The 19,537-nt window shown below is 55.5% G+C and carries 17 protein-coding genes; 16 read left to right on the top strand and 1 reads right to left on the bottom strand.

Annotated features, from left to right (window positions below; genetic code table 11):
- Positions 1–213 precede the first annotated feature (213 nt).
- The gene (locus G340_RS0111200) at positions 214–1,785 is read right to left on the bottom strand and encodes a ClC family H(+)/Cl(-) exchange transporter (protein WP_020073750.1); all 1,572 of its coding nucleotides are present in this window, start codon (positions 1,783–1,785) and stop codon (positions 214–216) included.
- Positions 1,786–2,395: 610 nt separating this feature from the next.
- Here G340_RS0111200 and G340_RS0111195 point away from each other — a divergent pair.
- The 16 genes from G340_RS0111195 (at position 2,396) to G340_RS0111120 (ending at position 19,524) form a co-directional block, all read left to right on the top strand.
- Positions 2,396–3,385 carry a LacI family DNA-binding transcriptional regulator gene (locus G340_RS0111195; RefSeq protein ID WP_407635365.1) on the top strand — a complete coding sequence of 330 codons (990 nt, stop codon included), beginning with the start codon at positions 2,396–2,398 and terminating at the stop codon, positions 3,383–3,385.
- 18 nt (positions 3,386–3,403) lie between these two features.
- Positions 3,404–4,807, top strand: a complete 1,404-nt coding sequence (locus G340_RS0111190; RefSeq protein WP_020073748.1) for an L-fucose/L-arabinose isomerase family protein — start codon at positions 3,404–3,406, stop codon at positions 4,805–4,807.
- A 2-nt stretch (positions 4,808–4,809) separates the two neighbouring features.
- Positions 4,810–5,646, top strand: coding sequence for a transketolase (locus tag G340_RS0111185; protein ID WP_020073747.1), 837 nt, complete (start codon positions 4,810–4,812; stop codon positions 5,644–5,646).
- Positions 5,627–6,556, top strand: coding sequence for a transketolase family protein (locus tag G340_RS0111180; protein WP_020073746.1), 930 nt, complete (start codon positions 5,627–5,629; stop codon positions 6,554–6,556). The genes G340_RS0111185 and G340_RS0111180 overlap by 20 nt, the downstream gene beginning before the upstream one ends.
- 2 nt (positions 6,557–6,558) lie before the next feature.
- Positions 6,559–8,046, top strand: a complete 1,488-nt coding sequence (locus G340_RS0111175; protein WP_020073745.1) for an FGGY-family carbohydrate kinase — start codon at positions 6,559–6,561, stop codon at positions 8,044–8,046.
- 102 nt (positions 8,047–8,148) lie between these two features.
- A complete protein-coding gene (locus G340_RS0111170; RefSeq protein WP_020073744.1) occupies positions 8,149–9,177 on the top strand; it encodes a D-ribose ABC transporter substrate-binding protein in 1,029 nt (342 codons plus the stop codon).
- Positions 9,178–9,402: 225 nt separating this feature from the next.
- Positions 9,403–10,044, top strand: coding sequence for a DUF2291 domain-containing protein (locus G340_RS0111165; RefSeq protein WP_027103976.1), 642 nt, complete (start codon positions 9,403–9,405; stop codon positions 10,042–10,044).
- 11 nt (positions 10,045–10,055) lie between these two features.
- Positions 10,056–11,597: a sugar ABC transporter ATP-binding protein gene (locus G340_RS0111160; protein WP_020073742.1), complete on the top strand. Its 1,542-nt coding sequence runs from the start codon at positions 10,056–10,058 to the stop codon at positions 11,595–11,597.
- Between the two features lie 16 nt (positions 11,598–11,613).
- On the top strand, positions 11,614–12,690 hold the full coding sequence (locus G340_RS0111155) for an ABC transporter permease (RefSeq protein ID WP_020073741.1): 1,077 nt from the start codon (positions 11,614–11,616) through the stop codon (positions 12,688–12,690).
- Positions 12,687–13,088 (top strand): D-ribose pyranase, encoded by a 402-nt coding sequence (rbsD, locus tag G340_RS0111150; protein ID WP_020073740.1) that lies wholly within the window; start codon positions 12,687–12,689, stop codon positions 13,086–13,088. Before G340_RS0111155 ends, rbsD begins: the two co-directional genes overlap by 4 nt.
- Before the next feature lie 12 nt (positions 13,089–13,100).
- On the top strand, positions 13,101–13,985 hold the full coding sequence (locus G340_RS0111145) for a ribokinase (RefSeq protein WP_020073739.1): 885 nt from the start codon (positions 13,101–13,103) through the stop codon (positions 13,983–13,985).
- Between the two features lie 247 nt (positions 13,986–14,232).
- Positions 14,233–15,795: a dockerin type I repeat-containing protein gene (locus G340_RS0111140; protein ID WP_020073738.1), complete on the top strand. Its 1,563-nt coding sequence runs from the start codon at positions 14,233–14,235 to the stop codon at positions 15,793–15,795.
- Between the two features lie 159 nt (positions 15,796–15,954).
- Positions 15,955–16,620, top strand: a complete 666-nt coding sequence (locus tag G340_RS0111135; protein WP_020073737.1) for an acyltransferase — start codon at positions 15,955–15,957, stop codon at positions 16,618–16,620.
- Positions 16,621–16,633: 13 nt separating this feature from the next.
- Complete coding sequence (locus G340_RS0111130) at positions 16,634–17,485, top strand: pyridoxamine kinase (RefSeq protein WP_020073736.1); 852 nt, start codon at positions 16,634–16,636, stop codon at positions 17,483–17,485.
- A 151-nt stretch (positions 17,486–17,636) separates the two neighbouring features.
- Entirely contained in the window at positions 17,637–18,179 is a 543-nt protein-coding gene (locus tag G340_RS17525) for an RNA polymerase sigma factor (RefSeq protein ID WP_177309668.1), read from the top strand.
- Entirely contained in the window at positions 18,121–19,524 is a 1,404-nt protein-coding gene (locus tag G340_RS0111120; protein WP_020073734.1) for a DUF4179 domain-containing protein, read from the top strand. Before G340_RS17525 ends, G340_RS0111120 begins: the two co-directional genes overlap by 59 nt.
- Positions 19,525–19,537: the final 13 nt, after the last annotated feature.

The following is a 19,537-nucleotide window of genomic DNA, read 5'->3' as shown; positions in this document are numbered from 1 at the left end:
TACCTATACTCTACTCCCTCGGAGTGCGTTTGTCAAGAATTACAGAAATTTTTTCTTTGAAGATAGCCTTCCCGATGGATGCTCTTTCTATTTTCACAGGATATTTATTTTTTAGAGGCGGTTTTTCCAGTGAAAGCAGCGGTGGCCTGTCATTGACTCCAATCTGCAAAAAAACAGGCGCTGCTCCTTCAAAGAAACGGCGCCTGTTTTATTTTAAGGCGATTCACCCTGCGCGGTTCGGCACAGGCTGCGCACCTGCTCGCGGATATTGCTCTCCTGTGTTTCCGAAGAAAGAATGACCAGATAATCCCCTGGCAGAATCCGCGTTTTGCCGCTGGGAATCAGCTCCTTGGTTCCGCGCCGCAGGCCCACAATCAAAAGGCCCTGCGGCCATTTGACCTCTTTTATCGTGCGGTTTGCGGCGGTGCTGCCGTATTCCACCGGGAACTCAATCAGGCCGCCCTGCTCAGGATGAGGGGAGGAGTTTCCGCTCTTTTCCAGATAGCGGTCCAGCAGGGAATCGTAGATCGGCTCAATTTTCAGCATGTCTGAAACGAGGAGCGCGACAAATGCGCAGGCTGCTACCGGCAGCAGATGAACCAGTGAGCCGGACATCTCTGCCGTGAGCAGAATGCTGGTAACGGGCGCTTTTACGGAAGCCGCAAGCGCGCCGGCCATGGCGCAAACGGCAAAAGCCGAAACATACTGCGACGGCAGGCCCATTCCGGCGGCAACGTACCCTACGATGCTGCCGGAGAGCGCACCCACGGTGAGAATGGGGAAGAAGATGCCGCCCGGCACACCGCTGCCGAAGCTGGCACCGGTAAACAGTAGCTTTACAATCATGTAAACAAACAGCATGCCAAGGCCGAGCTGCGTGCTTTCGGAAAGACGGATCAGGTCGCGCCCGCCGCCGAGCGTCAGCGGCAGAAACAGGCCGCAGGGCAGTGCGATCAGCAGTGCTGCGCACGGGCGCGCCGGCGCCGGGAGCTTGGCGTACAGCTTTTGAAAATCGAGCAGCGTACGGTTGAGGAGCGAACCGATCAGGCCCGAAATGATGCCCAGCGGCAGCAGCCACCCGTAATAGGGGATGGGCAGGACGGGTACGTCGGTAAAATCAAGAACGGGCCTCAGCCCGAAAAAGTTTTTGGATAAAAAGTCCGCTGTCAGAGAGGCGGCGGTCGCCGAGATTAAAATGAGCGGAGAGAAGCTGCGGTGGATTTCCTCGAGCGCGAACACCATTCCCGAAAGAGGCGCGCTGAATGCCGCGGAAAGTCCCGCTGCCGCGCCGCCGGTGATCAGGTAATCATCCTCCAGCGTGCCGTGGCGGCCGCAGCGCTCCGCCGCAGCCTGCCCCGCCGCTGCGCCGATCTGGATCGACGGGCCTTCCCGCCCCAGGGAGAGGCCGAAAAAGGAACATAGAATACCGCCGGCAAACCGCACGGCCAGAATCGACTTCCACTTCATTTTTAGGCCGAGCAGTACAACGCCCTTCACCTGCGGAATGCCGCTGCCGGAAGCCATCGGCTCAAGCTTTATCATCCAATTCAGCAGAAAACCGACTCCCGCAATCAAAGCCAGCCACGGCAGCAAGAGCAGGGGGTGTGTTTTCAGGTAAGCGTAAATTTGCACGGAGGTATCCACTCCGTTCTCAATGCTCATTCTGTAAAAGATGGAGAGGAAACCCGCCAGCACTCCAACCCCAATTCCTTTCAGGGTCAGGCTCCATTTGAGCTGGTTCATTCCGGAGAGGATGCGGTAGATTCTGGTTTTTGCTTTTTCCACGTAAAATACAGCTCCTGTTCAGGAAAACGCGGCCCCGCAGGCCGCATTTTGAATCCTGTTATAAATCTTAAAATGAATCACAGAAAAGCAGCTCAAGTGGCGGAGCCACTAAGCTGATGGTTCAATCATCTCTTCCGCCCGAAGCTTTGCTTCGGCTTGCGGCGTGAGGTTATTATAACACTTTGTCTGACGGCCTTCAAACCGAAGGGTACGTCCAAAGTGAAAAAATTACAAAATATTTGTGAGAGTTTTTATATAAAATCCACAATTCCTTTTTCGATAGGGTTCTCTGAGAAACAAGTGATTTTTCATAAAATCTATAACTCGAAATAGATATTTTGCAGAATAATTCTGCTTAGATTTGAAAATTTAAAAAAATATTTATATAAAAATTTATATAAATAAACATATAAAAATATGAAATATCAATTACTTTTAGACAAAGAGCAGTCTTTTTAAACAATAATTTAGATTAATATTTATTATAACTATATAAATTTATGAAATAATATGAAAATAACTAAAAATTAGATTGTAAATTTTTAAATGATGTGTATAATGGTGAGCAACAGGAAGGAAATGAGGGATTCCGTTGAAGGGAACCATAAAATTGATCAGCGAAATGACCGGTTTTTCTCCGGCAACCGTTTCAAATGCGCTGAACCATAAAAGAGGGGTCAACAAACAGACGGTGGAACGTGTTTTGCAGGCTGCGCAGGAGATTGGGTACTCCGTAAAGCCCAGAATATCCAAAATCAAATTTGTCATTTATAAAAAGAACGGCCTGATTATCAACGACAGTCCATTTTTTCCGGCTGTGATCGAGGGAGTGGAGCGTCAGGCGAAAAATCTGCAGTTTGAAACCATGTTCTGCAATATCGACAGCAGCAGCTCCGACTGCGCGGAGCAGGTACATAGCATTTTGGAGGATACCAGCGCCGCGGTGATTCTTCTCGGCACGGAAATGACGGAGCAGGATTTTCAGCTGTTCCGCAATCCCAAGTGCCACCTGATTCTGCTCGACGGCTGGAGCGATACCATCACATTCGACAGCGTTTTGATCAGCAACACCGACTCCGCCTGCCATGCGGTGGAATACCTGATCAAAAAGGGGCATAAAAAAATCGGCTACCTGCGTGGGCGCTTTCGCATTAAGGCGTTTTCGTACCGCAGCATCGGCTACAAGCGGGCGCTTGGCAGGGCGAATTACTCCGTTGAGCCGCAGCACATCATCACCCTGGGCACTACGACGGAGTCCGCTTACCGCGACATGGTGGCCCACCTGGAATGGGCAAGGGATTTGCCCACGGCCTTTTTTGCCGACAACGACGTGATTGCCCTCGGCGCCATGCGCGCGCTGCAGGAAAAAGGCTACCGCGTGCCGGAGGATGTTTCGATCATCGGGTTTGACAACATTCCGTACGGCGAGATTTCCAGCCCGCGCCTGAGCACCATCCACGTGTTCAAGCAGGAGATGGGCGAAATCGCCGTTCGGCGGCTGAACGACCATATCCGGCAGGAGAGCAAGGTCAAAACGAAAATACAGGTCTGCACCGAGTTTGTGGAGCGCGAGAGCGTTCGGGACCTGAATGCAACGTGACAAAGGGAGGTTTTTTGAATGGAAAAAATCAAGCTGGGGTTTGCGCCGACCAGAAGAAGCATTTTCAGTGCGCCGGACGCGCTCAAATACCGGAACCTGACGGCCGACCGGCTGCGGGAGCTGGGCGTGGATTTTGTGGATATCACAGACGTCAACGACGAGGGCCTGCTGTTCGACGACACCGATATGCAGAAAATTGCCGAAAAGTTCAAAGCGGAGAGGATTGACGGCCTGTTTCTGCCGCACTGCAATTTCGGCACCGAATATGTGTGCGCAAGGCTTGCCAAAGAGCTGAATGTTCCGGTGCTGCTGTGGGGCCCGCTCGACGAGCGCCCCGAACCGAACGGTGTGCGCCTGCGCGATACCCAGTGCGGCCTGTTCGCCACCGGCAAGGTGCTGCGGCGCTTTCAGGTTCCCTTTACCTACATGACGAACTGTCGGCTGAACGACCCCGTATTCGAGCGCGGCCTGCGCGATTTTATGGCGGTGTGCAACGTGGTCAAAACGTTCCGGCATACCCGGATTCTCCAAATCTCCACCCGTCCGTTCGATTTTTGGACCACCATGTGCAACGAGGGTGAACTGCTCGAGCGCTTCAACATTCAGCTTTCTCCCATCCCGATGCCGGAGCTGACGCAGGAAATGCGGCTGGCCAGACAGCAGACCCCCAACGAGGTGGAGCAGGTGCTCGGCTACATACGCGAGAACATGGAGGTTCGCATCGCGGAGGAGGCGCTTGAGAATGTGGCGGCGCTGAAGGTCGCGATGAAGCATCTGGTGAAAAAATACGGCTGCAACGCGGTGGCGATTCAGTGCTGGAACGCCTTGCAGCAGGAGATCGGGATCATGCCCTGCGCGGCAAACGCGCTGATGAACGACGAGGGGATTCCGGTGGTGTGCGAGACGGATATTCATGGCGCGATCACCGCTCTTCTGGTGGAGGCCGCCGGAATGGGCGAAACCCGTTCGTTCTTTGCGGACTGGACGGTGCGCCACCCCGATATTGAAAACGGGGAGCTGCTGCAGCACTGTGGCCCGTGGCCGGTTTCGGTCGCGCAGCAAAAGCCGGTTTTGGGCTATCCGCTGGCGTTCAAGCACCCGGGGAGCCTGACCGCCGAGGCAAAGCACGGCGAACTGACCCTATGCCGGTTCGACGGCGACAACGGCGAATACTCCATGCTGCTGGGCAACGCCAAGGGCGTTGACGGCCCGAACTGCATGGGTACCTACCTTTGGATCGAAGTGGAAAACATCAAGCGCCTGGAAGAAAAAATCGTCTGCGGCCCGTATATCCACCACTGTGTGGGCATCCACAAAAATGTGGTGCCGGTTCTGTATGAGGCCTGCAAATACATTCATGTAAAACCCGATTTTTATGATCCGATTGAGGAGCAGGTGCGCGCTTATCTCAGGGGGGAATAAAAATGGTGAATTTGCAGGAAAAGGCATGGCAGATCAGACAAGAAGTGGTGACGCTGATTCACAGGGCAGGCAGCGGCCACATTGGCGGCGACATGAGCGTGACCGATATTCTGGTGGCGCTGTACTACAAGCACATGAACTGTTCGCCCGAAAATCAGAACGACCTGAACCGCGACCGCTTTATTTTGAGCAAGGGCCACTGCGTGGAAGCGCTGTACTGCATTTTGGCGGATCGGGGCTATTTCCCGAAGTCGGATCTGGACAATTATTCGGGCTATCTTTCCAAATACATCGGCCATCCCAGCGATAAGGTCAACGGCGTCGAGATCGGCTCCGGCTCTCTGGGGCACGGCCTTTCGTACAGCATCGGCATGGCGCTGGCCGGAAAAATGGACGGTGCGCCGTACCGCGTGTACACCGTGATGGGCGACGGCGAGCTGGCCGAGGGCTCTGTGTGGGAGGGCGCTATGGCGGCGGCCCACTACAAGCTCGACAACCTGACGGCCTTCGTCGACCGCAACCGCCTGCAAATCTCCGGCTCAACGGAGACGGTGATGGCGCAGGACAGCCAGGAGGAGCGCTGGCGCGCGTTCGGCTGGCATGTGCTCTCGGTGGACGGGAACAGCACCAAAGCGCTGGATTTTGCCTTGCAGGAGGCAAAGCAGGTAAAGGGCCGGCCCACGATGATCATTGCAAACACCACAAAAGGCTGCGGTGTGTCGTTTATGGAGAATCAGGCGGCGTGGCACCACAAATCCTTGGACGACGAGCATTATGAAATCGCGATGCGCGAGCTGGAGCAAAGGAGGGCGGCGGCACATGAACAAGATTGCGAATAAGCAGGCGATCTGCGACGTATTGCTGCAGGAATCGGAGCGCGACAGGGATATTGTCGTGCTGTGCAGTGATTCCCGCGGTTCCGGCTCCATGACTCCCTTTGCCGAGCAGCGGCCCGGGCAGTTTGTGGAGACCGGCATCGCCGAGCAGAATCTCGTCACAATCAGTGCCGGGCTGGCCAAATGCGGCAAAAAGTCGTTTGCCGTTTCCCCCGCGTGCTTCCTCTCCACCCGGAGCATGGAGCAGGCCAAGGTGGATGTGGCGTACAACCACGCGAACGTGAAGCTGATCGGCATTTCCGGCGGCGTCAGCTACGGCGCGCTGGGCCTGACGCACCATTCCACCAATGACATCGCGGCGATGGCCTCGATTGTGAATATGCGGGTGTACCTCCCGAGCGACCGCCTGCAGACGGCGTGTTTGATTCGGGCGCTGCTCAAGGATGCAGAGCCCGCGTATATCCGGGTGGGCCGCAACGCCGTGGAGGATGTTTACGAGGAGGGGAAGGTTCCCTTTACATTGAACAAAGCTACTTTGCTGCGCGACGGCACGGATGTGACGATCATCGCGTGCGGCGAGATGGTTTCCGCCGCAAAGCAGGCGGGCGAGCGGCTGGAGCAGCAGGGTGTTTCGGCCCGTGTGCTCGACATGTACTGCCTCAAGCCCATTGACCGGGAGGCGGTTGCAAAGGCCGCGCGGGAAACGCGGGGAATCGTTACGATTGAGGAGCACACCGCGTTCGGCGGGCTCGGCTCCATGGTCAGCCAGATTGTCTGCGCGGAGCACCCTGTGCGGGTAAAGAGCCTCACGCTGCCGGATGAACCGGTGATCACCGGAAAATCCCAGCAGGTATTTGATTATTACGGCCTGAATGCCGACGGCATTGTAAAGGCCGCGATGGAGTTGATCTGACGATGCGGCAAACCTATTTGCTTGCGATAGACCAAAGCACTCAGGGCACCAAGGGGATGCTGTTCGACGCTGAGGGGCAATTGACCGCCCGGTGCGACCGCTCCCACGCGCAGCACATTGACGACAGGGGCTGGGTGGAGCACGACCCGGAGGAAATTTACCGCAACACCGTCGCCGTTGTGCGCGATGTGGTGGAGCGGGCGGGGATCGACAAAAATCAGGTCGCGGCCGTCGGCATCAGCAACCAGCGCGAAACCGCCGTGGTGTGGGATCGCGAATCCGGCCGACCGGTTTACAACGCCATTGTGTGGCAGTGTGCACGCGGCGAGCAGATCTGTGAGGAAATCCGCGCGGCGGGCTACGCGGAGCGGGTTCGCGAGAGCACGGGCCTACCGCTTTCGCCGTACTTTTCGGCGGCGAAGATCGCCTGGGTGCTCCGAAATGTGGACGGCGTGGAGGAGCGCGCCAGAGCCGGGGGCGTTTGCTGCGGCACGGTGGACAGCTGGCTTTTGTACCGCCTCACCGGCGGAAAGACCTATGCCACCGATTACTCCAACGCGTCGCGCACGCAGCTGTTCAATCTTCGCGCCCTTTCGTGGGACCCGGAGCTCTGTAAGCTGTTCGGTATTCCGCTGGACTGCATGGCGCGGGTTCGGGGTTCCGACGAATGGTATGGGGATACGGATTTTGAGGGCTTTTTCGATCACCCCGTTCCCATTCTGGCAGTGCTGGGCGATTCCCACGGTGCGCTGTTCGGGCAGGACTGCCGGGAGCCGGGGCTGGTCAAGGCGACCTACGGCACGGGCTCTTCCGTGATGCTGAACACGGGCGATGACCTCATCGTGAGCCAAAGCGGGCTGGTCACCTCGCTTGCGTGGTGCATGCAAGGCAAGGTGCAGTATGTGCTGGAGGGAAACATCAATTACACGGGTTCGGTCATCGGCTGGCTGAAAAACGATTTGCAGCTGGTGCAGACGGTGCGGCAGGCCCATGAGCTGGCCGCCGCCGCGAATCCGCTCGATCAAACCTATTTTGTCCCCGCGTTCACGGGGCTTGGCGCACCATATTGGGACAGCGCCGCAACCGGGCTGTTTACGGGCATTACCCGCCTGACCGGCCGGGCCGAGATGGTCAGGGCCGGGGTGGACTGCATCGCCTATCAGGTGGCGGATATCGTGAACCTGATGCGCGAGGAGTCGGGCCTTGCCATCCGCGAGCTGCGGGTGGACGGCGGACCGACGGAGAGCACGTATTTGATGCAGCGCCAGAGCGATATTCTGGGCATTCCCGTGTGTGTGCCGCGGTGGCAGGAGCTTTCGGGCATGGGCGCGGCCTATGCCGCCGGAATTTCGGCGGGCATTTACGACCGGGAGGCGATTTTCTCCCGTATGGAGCGCACGGCTTATGAGCGCGGAATGCCGGCGGAGCAGAGCGAAGCGCTGTACCGGGGCTGGAAGCGTGCCGTACAGACGGCACTGAGGCACGGATAGAAGACCAACGGGAAATTTGGGGTCCTGTGGTCTCTATTGGGGCAGGCCGCAAAGAGTGTTTGGCGGGCCCCGAATATATTACAGAAATTGGGAGGAAACAAAATGAAGCACACAAGAAAACTGACAGCGGGTCTTTTGGCCATCGCAATGGCAGCCAGTATGGCGGGCTGCGGCGGAAACAGCGCGAGCTCCGCGGCGCCGGCGCCCAGCACACCGGCGGCAACCTCTTCCGCGGCTGCGGCAGCAAAGCCCCTCACCGGCGGCGGATCGAAGATTATGTACATTATCACTCCCTCGCACTCCAATCCTTTCTTCAAGACAGAAGCGGAGGCCGCTTCCGCCAAGGCCAAGGAGCTCGGCTACGAGGTGAAGGTCGTTTCTCACGATGACGACGCGACCAAGCAGGCCGAACTGTTCGACAACGCCATCGCCGATAAGGCCGCCGCGATCATTTGTGACAACGCCGGAGCCGACGCGACCGTTGCGGCCGTGAAGAAAGCCCGCGACAACAATATCCCCACCTTCCTCATTGACCGCGAAATCAACGAATCCGGCGTGGCAATCTCCCAGATCGTGGCGAACAACTATCAGGGCGCCAAGGCCATCGCAGAAAAATTTGTTGAGGCCATGGGTGAGAAGGGCGAATACGCCGAGCTGCTCGGCAAAGAGTCCGACACCAACGCGGGCGTGCGCTCCACCGCATTCCACGAAATCATCGACCAGTATCCCGATATGAAGATGGTTGCACAGCAGACCGCGAACTGGGAGCAGACCGAAGCATACCAGAAGGTGGAGACCATTTTGCAGTCCAACCCCAACATCAAGGGCATCGTGTGCGGCAACGATACTATGGCGGTCGGCGCGGCCGCGGCCATTAAAGCGGCCGGCCTGAAGGATATTGCGATTGTCGGCGTCGACGGCTCCGATGAAGCGGCAGAGCAGATTAAGGCGGGCAACATGGTCGGCACCGCATTGCAGCAGGCGGCTCTGATCGCTGAGATGGGCGCGGAGCAGGCGGACCAGTACCTGAAGACCGGCACCACCGGCAAGGATGAGAAGCAGCTCGTAGACTGCATCGCCATCACCAAAGAAAACGTAGACAAACTGAAGAACTTCGTGTATTCCGGCTGATGCGGCAGGCACACTTTCAGAACCAGAGAAGATCGATTTTTTGAAGTGGCCTTGCCATTCAAAACCAAACTGAGCAAGCAGCACAGATTTTGACGGGTGAGGATAAGGAGAAGGGTAAAGAAGAGGGCTCTCCCCTTATCCTCACTGATTTTAAAACGGCGTGTAACTTGGAAAACAAAGCCCCCAAAGGGCTTTCAGCGATATTTCAGAAATGGGGAGTGCAAGTTGAAAAGACGATTAGCCGCACTGCTTTTGGTTTTGGCGTTTGCAGCATCCTCCCTGACGGGCTGCGTAAAAGTGGTGAAAATCGGGGAAGAAGACAAGCTGACAGGGGAGGTCGCCTTTAACGCGGACAGCGATGTGGAAAGCATCTGGCAGTCGAAGGCGGTACCGGAACTGGCGGAAAAAGCGGTGGACCTCAAGGAGTTTTTGACACAATCCAAAGGGGATCTCAAAACACTGGCAGACAAATACGGGAAATATTCCATGGGCTCCTCCGGCGAGCTGAACTACGTGGTAAAAGGCACTGCCGAGGTGGTGAAGGTGGACCAGTCAAAGAAGGCCGGCGTGATGGATGTCAGGCTCCAGGGCTACGACGGCCCCGAAGCCATTCAGCTGCAGGTCGGCTCGGTGTTCAAGGGCTCCGCGGTGCGCGATTCCCTGAGCTTTATCAAGTATGAGGATTACAAGAATCAGGTGCAGTGGGCCAGCGTGTCCCAGAGCATCCACGCGGTGATTCAAAAGCAGGTGCTCGACCCGCTGAATGTGGCGTCCCTCACCGGAAAAACCGTGGAATTTGTCGGCTGCTTTACCGTGGACGGCAACGACAAGCTGCTCATCACCCCAGTACAGATGACAGTGAAATAGGGGGTCACAGCATGGATAATCAAGAGGTCTGCCTCAGGGCGGAGCATATCTGTAAGATCTACCCCGGCACCAAGGCGCTGGACGATGTGTCGTTCAACGTGCGCAGGGGTAAGGTGAACGTGCTGATCGGTGAAAACGGAGCGGGAAAATCCACGCTGATGAAGATTATCGCGGGCATTGAGCAGCCCAGCTCCGGACGGCTGTATATGGACGGCGAGGAGGTTTCCTTCCGGGATACCACCGAGGCCCGCGCGCACGGCATCGGAATCATCCACCAGGAGCTGAGCCTGTTCCCCAATCTGAACATTTATCAGAACATCTTTATGTCGCGCGAAAAAACAAAGAATCATATTCGGCTCGACAACGCGCGGCACGCGGAGCTGACCGAAAAGGTGCTGCAGCGTCTGGAGCATCCCATCCCGCCGGAAACGCTGGTGGGCAACCTGCGTGTGGGGCAGCAGCAGATTATTGAAATTGCCCGCAACCTGATTCAGGATGATCTGAAAATTCTGATTATGGATGAGCCCACCTCGTCGCTTTCGGCGCAGGAGGTGCAGATTCTGTTCAAGATCATGCGCGAGCTGACCGCCGAGGGCATTTCCATCGTCTACATTTCACACCGTCTCGAAGAAATTTTGCAGATCGGTGACCATGTTACCATTCTGCGCGACGGCAAGTACGTTGCGGACGAAGAGGTTGCGAACATCGATGTGCCATGGATCGTCAAGCGGATGGTCGGCGAGGAGAAGGGCTACGCCCGCCGGGAGCGGAACGTGGACTGGAGCGAGGTTCCCACTGTGCTGGAGGTTCGCGACATCACCCTGCCGAAAAGCGGGGGCGGTTATTTGCTCGACCACGTCAGCTTTCAGGTGAAAAAGGGTGAAATCCTCGGCATTTACGGGCTGCTCGGCGCGGGGCGCACGGAGCTGTTTGAGTGCATTATGGGTCTGCACCCGGAGCATACCGGCCAGGTGCTGCTCAACGGGGAAGAAATCAAGATTGAAAGCGTGGCCGGGCAGATTCAGCGGGGCTTTGCGCTGGTGCCGGAGGACCGCCAGCGCGAGGGTCTGGTGCAGACGATGAACATTGCGAAAAACATATCCCTCTCCAGCCTGAAGGCCTGCACCAAAGGAATTTTTCTGGATAAAAAGACAGAGGACGAACAGGTGGAGCGGCAGATCAGGGACATTCATATTAAGGTGGCGGATAAGCGCCTGCCCATCTTGTCGCTCTCGGGCGGCAACCAGCAAAAGGTGGTCATCGGCAAGGGAATTCTGACGGACCCCAAAATACTGCTGATGGATGAACCCAGCCGCGGAATCGACGTGGGCGCGAAGGCCGAGGTGTTCGACATCATCAATCAGTACGCGGAGCGGGGCCTGACTATCCTCGTGATTTCTTCGGAGCTGAAGGAAATTCTGGCGATCGCCGACCGGATTCTCGTGCTTTCAAACGGAAAGAAAACGGCGGAGCTGGCCGGGGATGAAATTACGGAAGATCATCTTGTGATGGCGTCCTATCAGGGACATCATTTGCAGGCATCGGGAACATAAAGGGGAGAATGCTGGTATGAAAAAGAATCAATCCAACCATGGGCTCGCGATGACGCTCCTGAAGGGCAGAACCTTCATCGTGCTGATTGTTTTGCTGATTTTCTTCAGCTTTGCGGCGCCCAACTTCTTTTCGCAGAATACGATGCTTCTGATTGCGAAGCACGTGGCCCTGTACGGGATTCTGGCGATCGGTATGACCTACGTCATCATCACGGGCGGCATCGACCTTTCGGTCGGCGCGGTGGTCGGTTTGGCCGGCATGGTGGCGGGCGGCCTGATCAACAAGGGCCTGACCCTGCCGATGTTCGGCGTTACGCTGTATTTTGACGTGCCGCTCATCGTGCTGATCACCATTGTGGTGGGCGCTCTGGTCGGCTGGCTGAACGGTATTGTGATCACCCGGTTCAACGTCGCCCCGTTCATCGCCACCCTGGGCATGATGTATGTGGCGCGCGGCCTTGCGATGCTGCATTCAAACGGCGCCACCTACTCCAACATTGTCGGCAAGCCGGCGCTCGGCAACACGGGCTACGATTTCTTCGGCAGCAGCGTTCTGGGCATCCCGGTCGGCGCGATCATTCTGGTCTTTATTGCCGTCATCACCGCGGTGCTGCTCAAATTCACGCCCTTCGGCTGGCATGTGTTCGCGATCGGCGGCAATGAAAAGGCCGCCAGACTTTCGGGCATCAAGGTCAATCGGGTGAAGATCATGGTTTACATTTTGTCCGGCATATGCGCGGCAATCGTCGGCATCATCAATTCCGCGCAGCTGGTGGCCGCACACCCCGCCTCCGGCGAATCGTGGGAAATGAACGCCATTGCGGCGGCGGTTCTGGGCGGAACTTCCATGGCCGGCGGCATCGGCACCATCGGCGGCACCATCGTGGGCGCGTTCGTCATCGGTGTCATCAACGACGGCATGGTCATGTGCGGCGTTTCGGAGTTCTGGCAGATGGTCATTAAGGGCCTTGTAATCGTATTTGCGGTCGTCATTGACCAGTTCCAGCGGAATTTGCAGGCCAAAATGGCGCTTCAGGCGCGCAATGAAGAAAAAGAAACGACGGCTTCTAATCCGGGAGGGAATCTGGCATGAAAAAAGCAGGTATTTTGAACGCCCAGCTGGCGGGGTATCTTGCCGGGCTGGGGCATAAGGAGTGTTTTTTGATCGGCGACGCGGGGATGCCGGTTCCGAAAGGGATTCCGATTGTCGACCTGGTGCTGTGCGGCGGAGTCCCGACCTTTCAGCAGGTGGTGGACGCTGTGCTGAACGAAACGGTAGTGGAGGGCTATACCCTTGCCGCGGAGGCCGAGGAGAAGAACCCCGCCATGGTGGCGTATGTGCGCGGCAAGCTTCTGGGGATTCCCGAACAGACGGTTCCGCACGATGAGCTCAAGCGCCGAACGGAGAACGTCAAGTTCGCCGTGCGCACCGGCGAGTTCACGCCGTATTCCAATCTGATTTTACAGGCGGGAGTGGCGTTCCCCGATTAAAGGAGCCTTTCTATGAAGATACTCAATTTCGGTTCTTTGAATTACGATTATGTGTATTCGGTCGATCACATCCTGCTGCCGGGGGAAACCTCCGCCGCATGGCGAATGGAGACCTTCATCGGCGGCAAGGGCCTGAATCAGTCTGTGGCGCTGTCCCGCGCGGGGGCCAAGGTATGGCACGCCGGGCAGGTGGGCGAAGAAGGCGGGCAGCTCCTTGCAATGTGCCGTGAAAACGGTGTGAACACCGAATATATTCGTCAGGTGCCGGGCAAAAGCGGTCACACGGTGATTCAGGTGGATAAGCGGGGCCAGAACAACATCCTGCTGTTCGGCGGAGCCAACCGCAGTATTCCGCAGAGCTTTGCCGACGAGGTGCTTGCCGCGTTCGGTGAGGGAGATCTTCTTCTGCTGCAAAACGAGATCAACGGGATTCCGCGCCTGATTGAAAATGCCCATGCGCGCGGCATGTGCATCGTTCTGAACCCCTCCCCGTATGACGAGGTGGTCGGCGAGTGTGACCTCTCCAAGGTATCCATTCTGCTGGTCAATGAAATCGAGGGCTGGCAGATCAGCGGGCGGCGGGAGCCCGACGAGATTCTGGAGGTTCTGGCGCGCCAATACCCCGAGATGGCGGTTGTGCTGACGCTGGGCAGCCAGGGGGTAATTTATCAGCATCAGGGCGAACGCTTTTCGCACGGGATTTACCCCGTGCCGGTGGTGGATACCACCGCGGCGGGCGATACCTTTACCGGCTACTTTCTGGCAGGGATAACGCGCGGCCTGAGCGTGCCGCAGTCGCTGGAGCTGGCCTCGAAGGCTTCCTCCATTGCGGTTACCCGGCACGGGGCCGCGCCGTCAATTCCCCTGCTGCGGGAAGTGGAACAGTACGCGTTTTAACACTTTTTTTCGTGATTCTCATATTCCTCCTGAACGGCCCGAAGCATACTGGATGCGGTGGGCCGTTCTTTTTTGTGGGAATCGAAAAGGAAAAGGAGAAACCGTTATTTTCCCTTCGCCAAAGGCGTGGACAAACGCAGAGAATCATTTTTGATATCTTGTAAAAAATTGTACATGGTCATTTTTCACATAAATGGAAAAAATTTTTTCTCCTCTACTATAATGAATGAAAAAGGAGGGGGAAAAGATGAATTTCGGTCGAAAAAGCTCTGTTTTGGTTGCGCTGGCGTTGACTGCCGCTCTGCTGCTGACGGCGATTGGCACACGCTCTATTTTTGCGGGGGCCTCTGCCACGGCGGTGTCGCTAGTGCTCCCCTCCGGCTTCTCGAACCCGGAAGGCATGGAGCTGCTGTCTGCCGGAGAGAAACATTATCTGCTCTGCGGAACCGAGGACGAGCAATCGTTTGTCCTGCTGCTGGACGAAAACGGTCAGGTGGTCGATCAGTCCACCGTTTCGGCCCACATGGTCTACCCCTTGTACCGAAAAGGAAATCTTTCGCTGGTTTGTCCCTATCGGGGCGGCAGCAAGGAGGAGTTCGGCGTGGGCGTGTATACCTATACGGTTCGGCGCGATGAGCTGGATACAAAGCTCTTTATTGATCTTCCCCAGATTTACGTGGAGGGACGCAACGATTTCGATGTGGATTCCGCCGGGCGGTACTACGCGCCCCATACCCCGATGGAGGAAACGATCCTTTTGTTCGAGTATTCGGGCTGGCTTCTGAATCAGATCGCTTCGTCACATGGCGAATTTTCCTCTCTGGCGGTGTCGCCGGATGATGTGCTTTACACACGGTATTCCGATGAGAGCAAGCTCGGCGTGAAGGTGCTGCCCGATTCCATTCGGGAGGAGACGCAGCTCGAGGAGCCGCCGCTCTTTGACAGTGAGATTCCGCAGGGCAGCTTCCGCTTTTTGAACGCGGATTTGGTGATCGACGAGTCCGGCGATCTGTTCGACGTGCAGCCCGACACGCACCTGTTCAGCCGAACGGCGGAAACAGGGGGAGACCTCAATTGCGCCGCCGCGCTTACTTCCGGCCGAGTTCTGGTCAAAACAGGTGATTCCCGCGCCGATGCGTTTGAGAACGGCGAATTGATTGGCTCCTATGAATTCGGTGAGGAGCTGATCTCTCTGGCCGCGGACGAAGATCGTGCGGCCGCGGTGGTACGGGGGGAGGAGGGCTGGTATTTTGTTCCGGTGACGGACGACCTGCTGGAGGAATCCGACGGCTCCTCGCGGGGAGAGAGCAGTGCAGAAGGCTCCTCGCAGACCGGGGGATCTTCGTCTCCCGAAGAATCTTCCCAGCCGCCCACCGGTTCTGATCAGACCGCGGAGATTTTCAGCCTGAGTGAATCTGCCCGAATAGACCGCGACGCGCAAAAAATCTATTTGCCTGCAAATACTACTTATGCGGCGCTCAAAAATATGCTGCGGGTGCAAAACGGGACGCTGGAGGCGCAGAAGCCGAACGGCGTGCCGCTTGTGAGCGGCTATGTGATGACGGGAGCGGTGCTGCTCGCCAAAAACGAAAGCGGAGAGGTGACGGACGGCCTCACCGCGGTTGTGCCCGGCGACCTGAGCGGTACGGGGCGCCTGACACAGACCGACAGCAAGCTGCTGTACCGTGTGCTGAACGGTACGGCGGAGCTGGACGAGGCGTCGTTTTCCGCGGCGGATCTGGATGGTGACGGGCAGCTGACGACGGCGGATCTGCTGATCCTGAAAAAAGAATTGAGTAAATCCCCTTGACATTTGCTCTGTTTCAGATAAAAATAAAATAACACCCTTAAAATGGCGTTGATTTCCTTCTCTGCCGAAGGCAGGGAAGGAAGCCGCCATTTTTCACAGCAAGCGGAATCAACGGTGACAAGAAACAAAAATAATACCAATTTTTAGGAGATCAGCAGTATGTCAAGCATTGAGACAAGAGATTTATTGGATCTGACGCATACGCTGGCGGCTCCGTTTCTGCGGGACTGTCGGTATCCCTGGCAGGCGTTTCCCCAGATCAGCGGATGGATCCGCGAGCTGGGAGCGGTACTTTCAGCGGAAGAATACGAACAGCGTGGGGAAGACGTTTGGGTTGCGCGCAGCGCCAAGGTGGCCCCTACCGCCTTTATTGCGGGGCCGGCGATCATCGGGCCGGGCACCGAGGTGCGCCACTGCGCGTTCATCCGGGGCAGCGCTCTGGTGGGTGCGGACTGCGTGGTGGGCAATTCCACGGAGCTGAAAAACGTTATTCTGTTCGACAAGGTGCAGGTTCCGCACTACAATTACGTGGGCGATTCGATTCTGGGCTATCGTTCCCATATGGGGGCCGGTTCCATTACGTCCAATGTAAAGTCCGACAAAACCCTGGTGGCAGTTCGCAGCAAAGACGAAATACTGGAAACGGGGCTGAAAAAGTTCGGCGCCGTTCTGGGCGATTCGGTAGAGGTTGGCTGCAACTCGGTTTTGAACCCCGGTACGGTTATAGGGCCCGGCAGCACGGTGTATCCGCTTTCAATGGTGCGCGGGGTGATACCGCCGAACAGCATTTACAAATGTGCCGGCGAAATTGCAGTAAAGAAATAGAGGTGTTTTAGGGATGGAACGGCAAAAAAGAGTAGCGGCGATCCACGATATTTCGGGGTTTGGAAAATGTTCCCTCACCGTGGCGCTGCCGATTATTTCGGCGGCCGGGATTGAAACCAGCGTGATGCCCACAGCGGTGCTTTCCACTCATACGGGCGGGTTTACCGGCTTTACGTATCGGGATCTGACGGAGGATCTTCCGCCGTTCGCGGCGCACTGGAAGAGCCTTGGACTGCAGTTCGACGCGCTGTACAGCGGCTTTTTGGGCTCCTTTGAGCAGATTGATATGGTGGAGGATATTTTCCGCCAGTTCCGGACGCAAGACAACCTGATTATGGTCGACCCTGTTATGGCGGACAACGGGAAGCTGTACTCCATTTACACGCCGGAAATGGCAAAGGGAATGGCTCGCCTGTGCAAAAGCGCGGATCTGGTCGTGCCGAACCTGACCGAGGCGGCGTTCCTGCTGGAGAGGGAGTATCAAGAGGGCCCGTATGAGAAGCGGGAAGTGGAAGAGCTGCTCAAGGCGCTGGCGGCGCTCGGCCCGAAAAAAGTGGTTCTGACCGGTGTTTGGTTCGACGAAAGCCAGCTTGGCTCCGCCGGGTACGACAGCACCACGGGCGAAATCAGCTACGCGTTTTCGGAGCGGATCGAGGGCTCTTACCACGGTACCGGCGACGTATTCGGCAGTGCGCTGCTGGCAGGGCTACTCAACGGGCTCGGTTTACAGAAGTCTATGCAGCTTGCGGTCGATTTCACCTGTGGGGCGATCCGCCGAACCAAAGCGGCGGGAACAGACATGCGCTTCGGTGTGAATTTTGAAATGGAGATTCCCGCGTTTTTAAAGAATCTGGGATTGGTATAAACTGTATAGTAATCGGAAAATCTGTGTTTTCCTTCTAAATGTGCGGCATAGTCGGTTTGACTATGCCGTTTTGATTTTTGTGTTAAATTTTTTATTATTCCGTCAAGATTTTTGCAGGGAATACGTATTTAACATGAAAGGGGGCGAAAAAGTGACTGTGATCGACCGGCCTGAAGATGCAGTGGACCGATACGGTGCTCTGGTATATCGCCTGGCTGCTGCACAGACTCGAAATTTTGCCGACGCAGAAGATGTTTTTCAAGAGGTTTTTCTACGCCTTGTACGGAACAAAAAAGCCTTTGAGAGCGACGAACATCTGAAATCATGGCTTATCCGTGTTACGATCAATTGCAGCCGCAGCCTGTGGCGGACTGCTTTTCGGAGTCGTGAAGTATCAATTGCAGAAAAGGACTTGCTTGCGGCAGAAGTGGGGATTCCCGCAGATCATTCGGAGGTATATGACAGTGTAATGCGTCTGCCTTCAAAATATCGCGCAGTGGTTCACCTGTATTATTATGAGGACATGTCACTTCAAGACATTGGCAACGCACTCAACATTGGATATAGCGCTGCGGCAAAACGGCTTAGTCGTGCGAGAATACTTTTAAAACAAGAATTAACGGAAGGAGAGCGTTATGAAGAGTTTTCAGATGGAATACCAGAAAGCAGTCGATGCACACCCCATTCCAAATGATCTTTTTACGAAGACAAAAGCATCCATGAGAGATCATGAGCCGCGTTCCCGAAAAAATCGCTGGGGCGTTTTGGTGCCGGTTTTTACGCTGGCGGTACTTGGTACCGTATCTGCCGCGGCGTATGGAGTATATCGTTTCACGCAGCCTTATTATCAGCCTAGAATCAATGATTCGCTGCCTGTGGCAATTTCACAAAACGCAGGCGCAGCAGTAGGGAAAACGGATACCAATCAGAATTTATCCATTACGATTTTAAAGTCACTGTGCGATAATCAAAAGCTGTATCTTTCGTTGAAAGTGAAAAGCACCGACGGTAAACCGCTTCAGGAATCCTCAGAATTTCGCAAGTCCCAGCTGATGCGGCAGCGGTTTGCTCAATCCACCCTGAAGATTGACGGAAAAGAATATGAATGTAATTTGTTCCGTACGGATCATGCGTCGGTCCCGGATCAGGCCAGCTTTGAATTGATGGCAACAGGAGATTTTACCGCTATGAACGGAAAATCTGTCTTACTTAATCTGAAAGATTTTATTGATGAGGTGGAAACCTGTGAGGATGCGGACTTTCTGTTTCAGAATCTGGGGCAGCTCTATGCGTCGGTTACGCCGGAACAGCCGCAGAATTTTTTCCGTACCGGCCTTTTTGAGGTCTATGCGGATAAATCCCTGATTGCTCCCAGCTGGACCATTCCGGCGGGCAGCCAAAAGATCAGATTCTCTAACCAGTTTCCGAACGCTTATATTGACAATGTCGGGTTTCATAAAACAGGAGAATTTGACGCGCAGAGTAACACGTTCTACATCAGCATTGTGCCCGGCAGTAAGTCACAGATTCCCGAACTGAAGAAGCTGTGCTTTCAGAATCTGGAAACCATGCAGCCGGTTCCCTTTGAGGACAGTATAATCACCGGAAATGGAATCGAAAAGGCAGGGTATTCCAGCCAGGAGGAGTATCAAAAAGCATGGGAGCAAGAGCAAAACCGAAAGCTGTCCTATCATAATGGCAGAGTGGTTATTGCGCTTTCCACCTTTTTGGATAATGGCGCTGAGTCGGCGGACTGCACTGTTGCCGATTTGAGCCGCTATCGAATTGTAAAAAACTACAAGACAGAAACCGTAGTCCGCTATTCCGGAGCTTGGAAGATTCCTTTTACGCTTCATTTTCAGGATACTTCGCGGAGTTTTACCCCGAACAAGAGCTTTCAAACGGCCGGGGGAGTTGAGGTTACGATTCAAAAAATATCCCTATCCGATATTTCGCTGTCTTTTTCCGGAAAATACAAGTCCGCCGCTTCTTCTAATGATTTGTTGAAGTCGGAGCTTTCTACAAATCAGATAAAATAATTAGGAAGGATGG

The organism is Faecalispora sporosphaeroides DSM 1294, from assembly GCA_000383295.1.
GTDB lineage: Bacteria > Bacillota > Clostridia > Oscillospirales > Acutalibacteraceae > Faecalispora > Faecalispora sporosphaeroides.
This window is presented reverse-complemented; position numbering and strand designations above follow the sequence as displayed.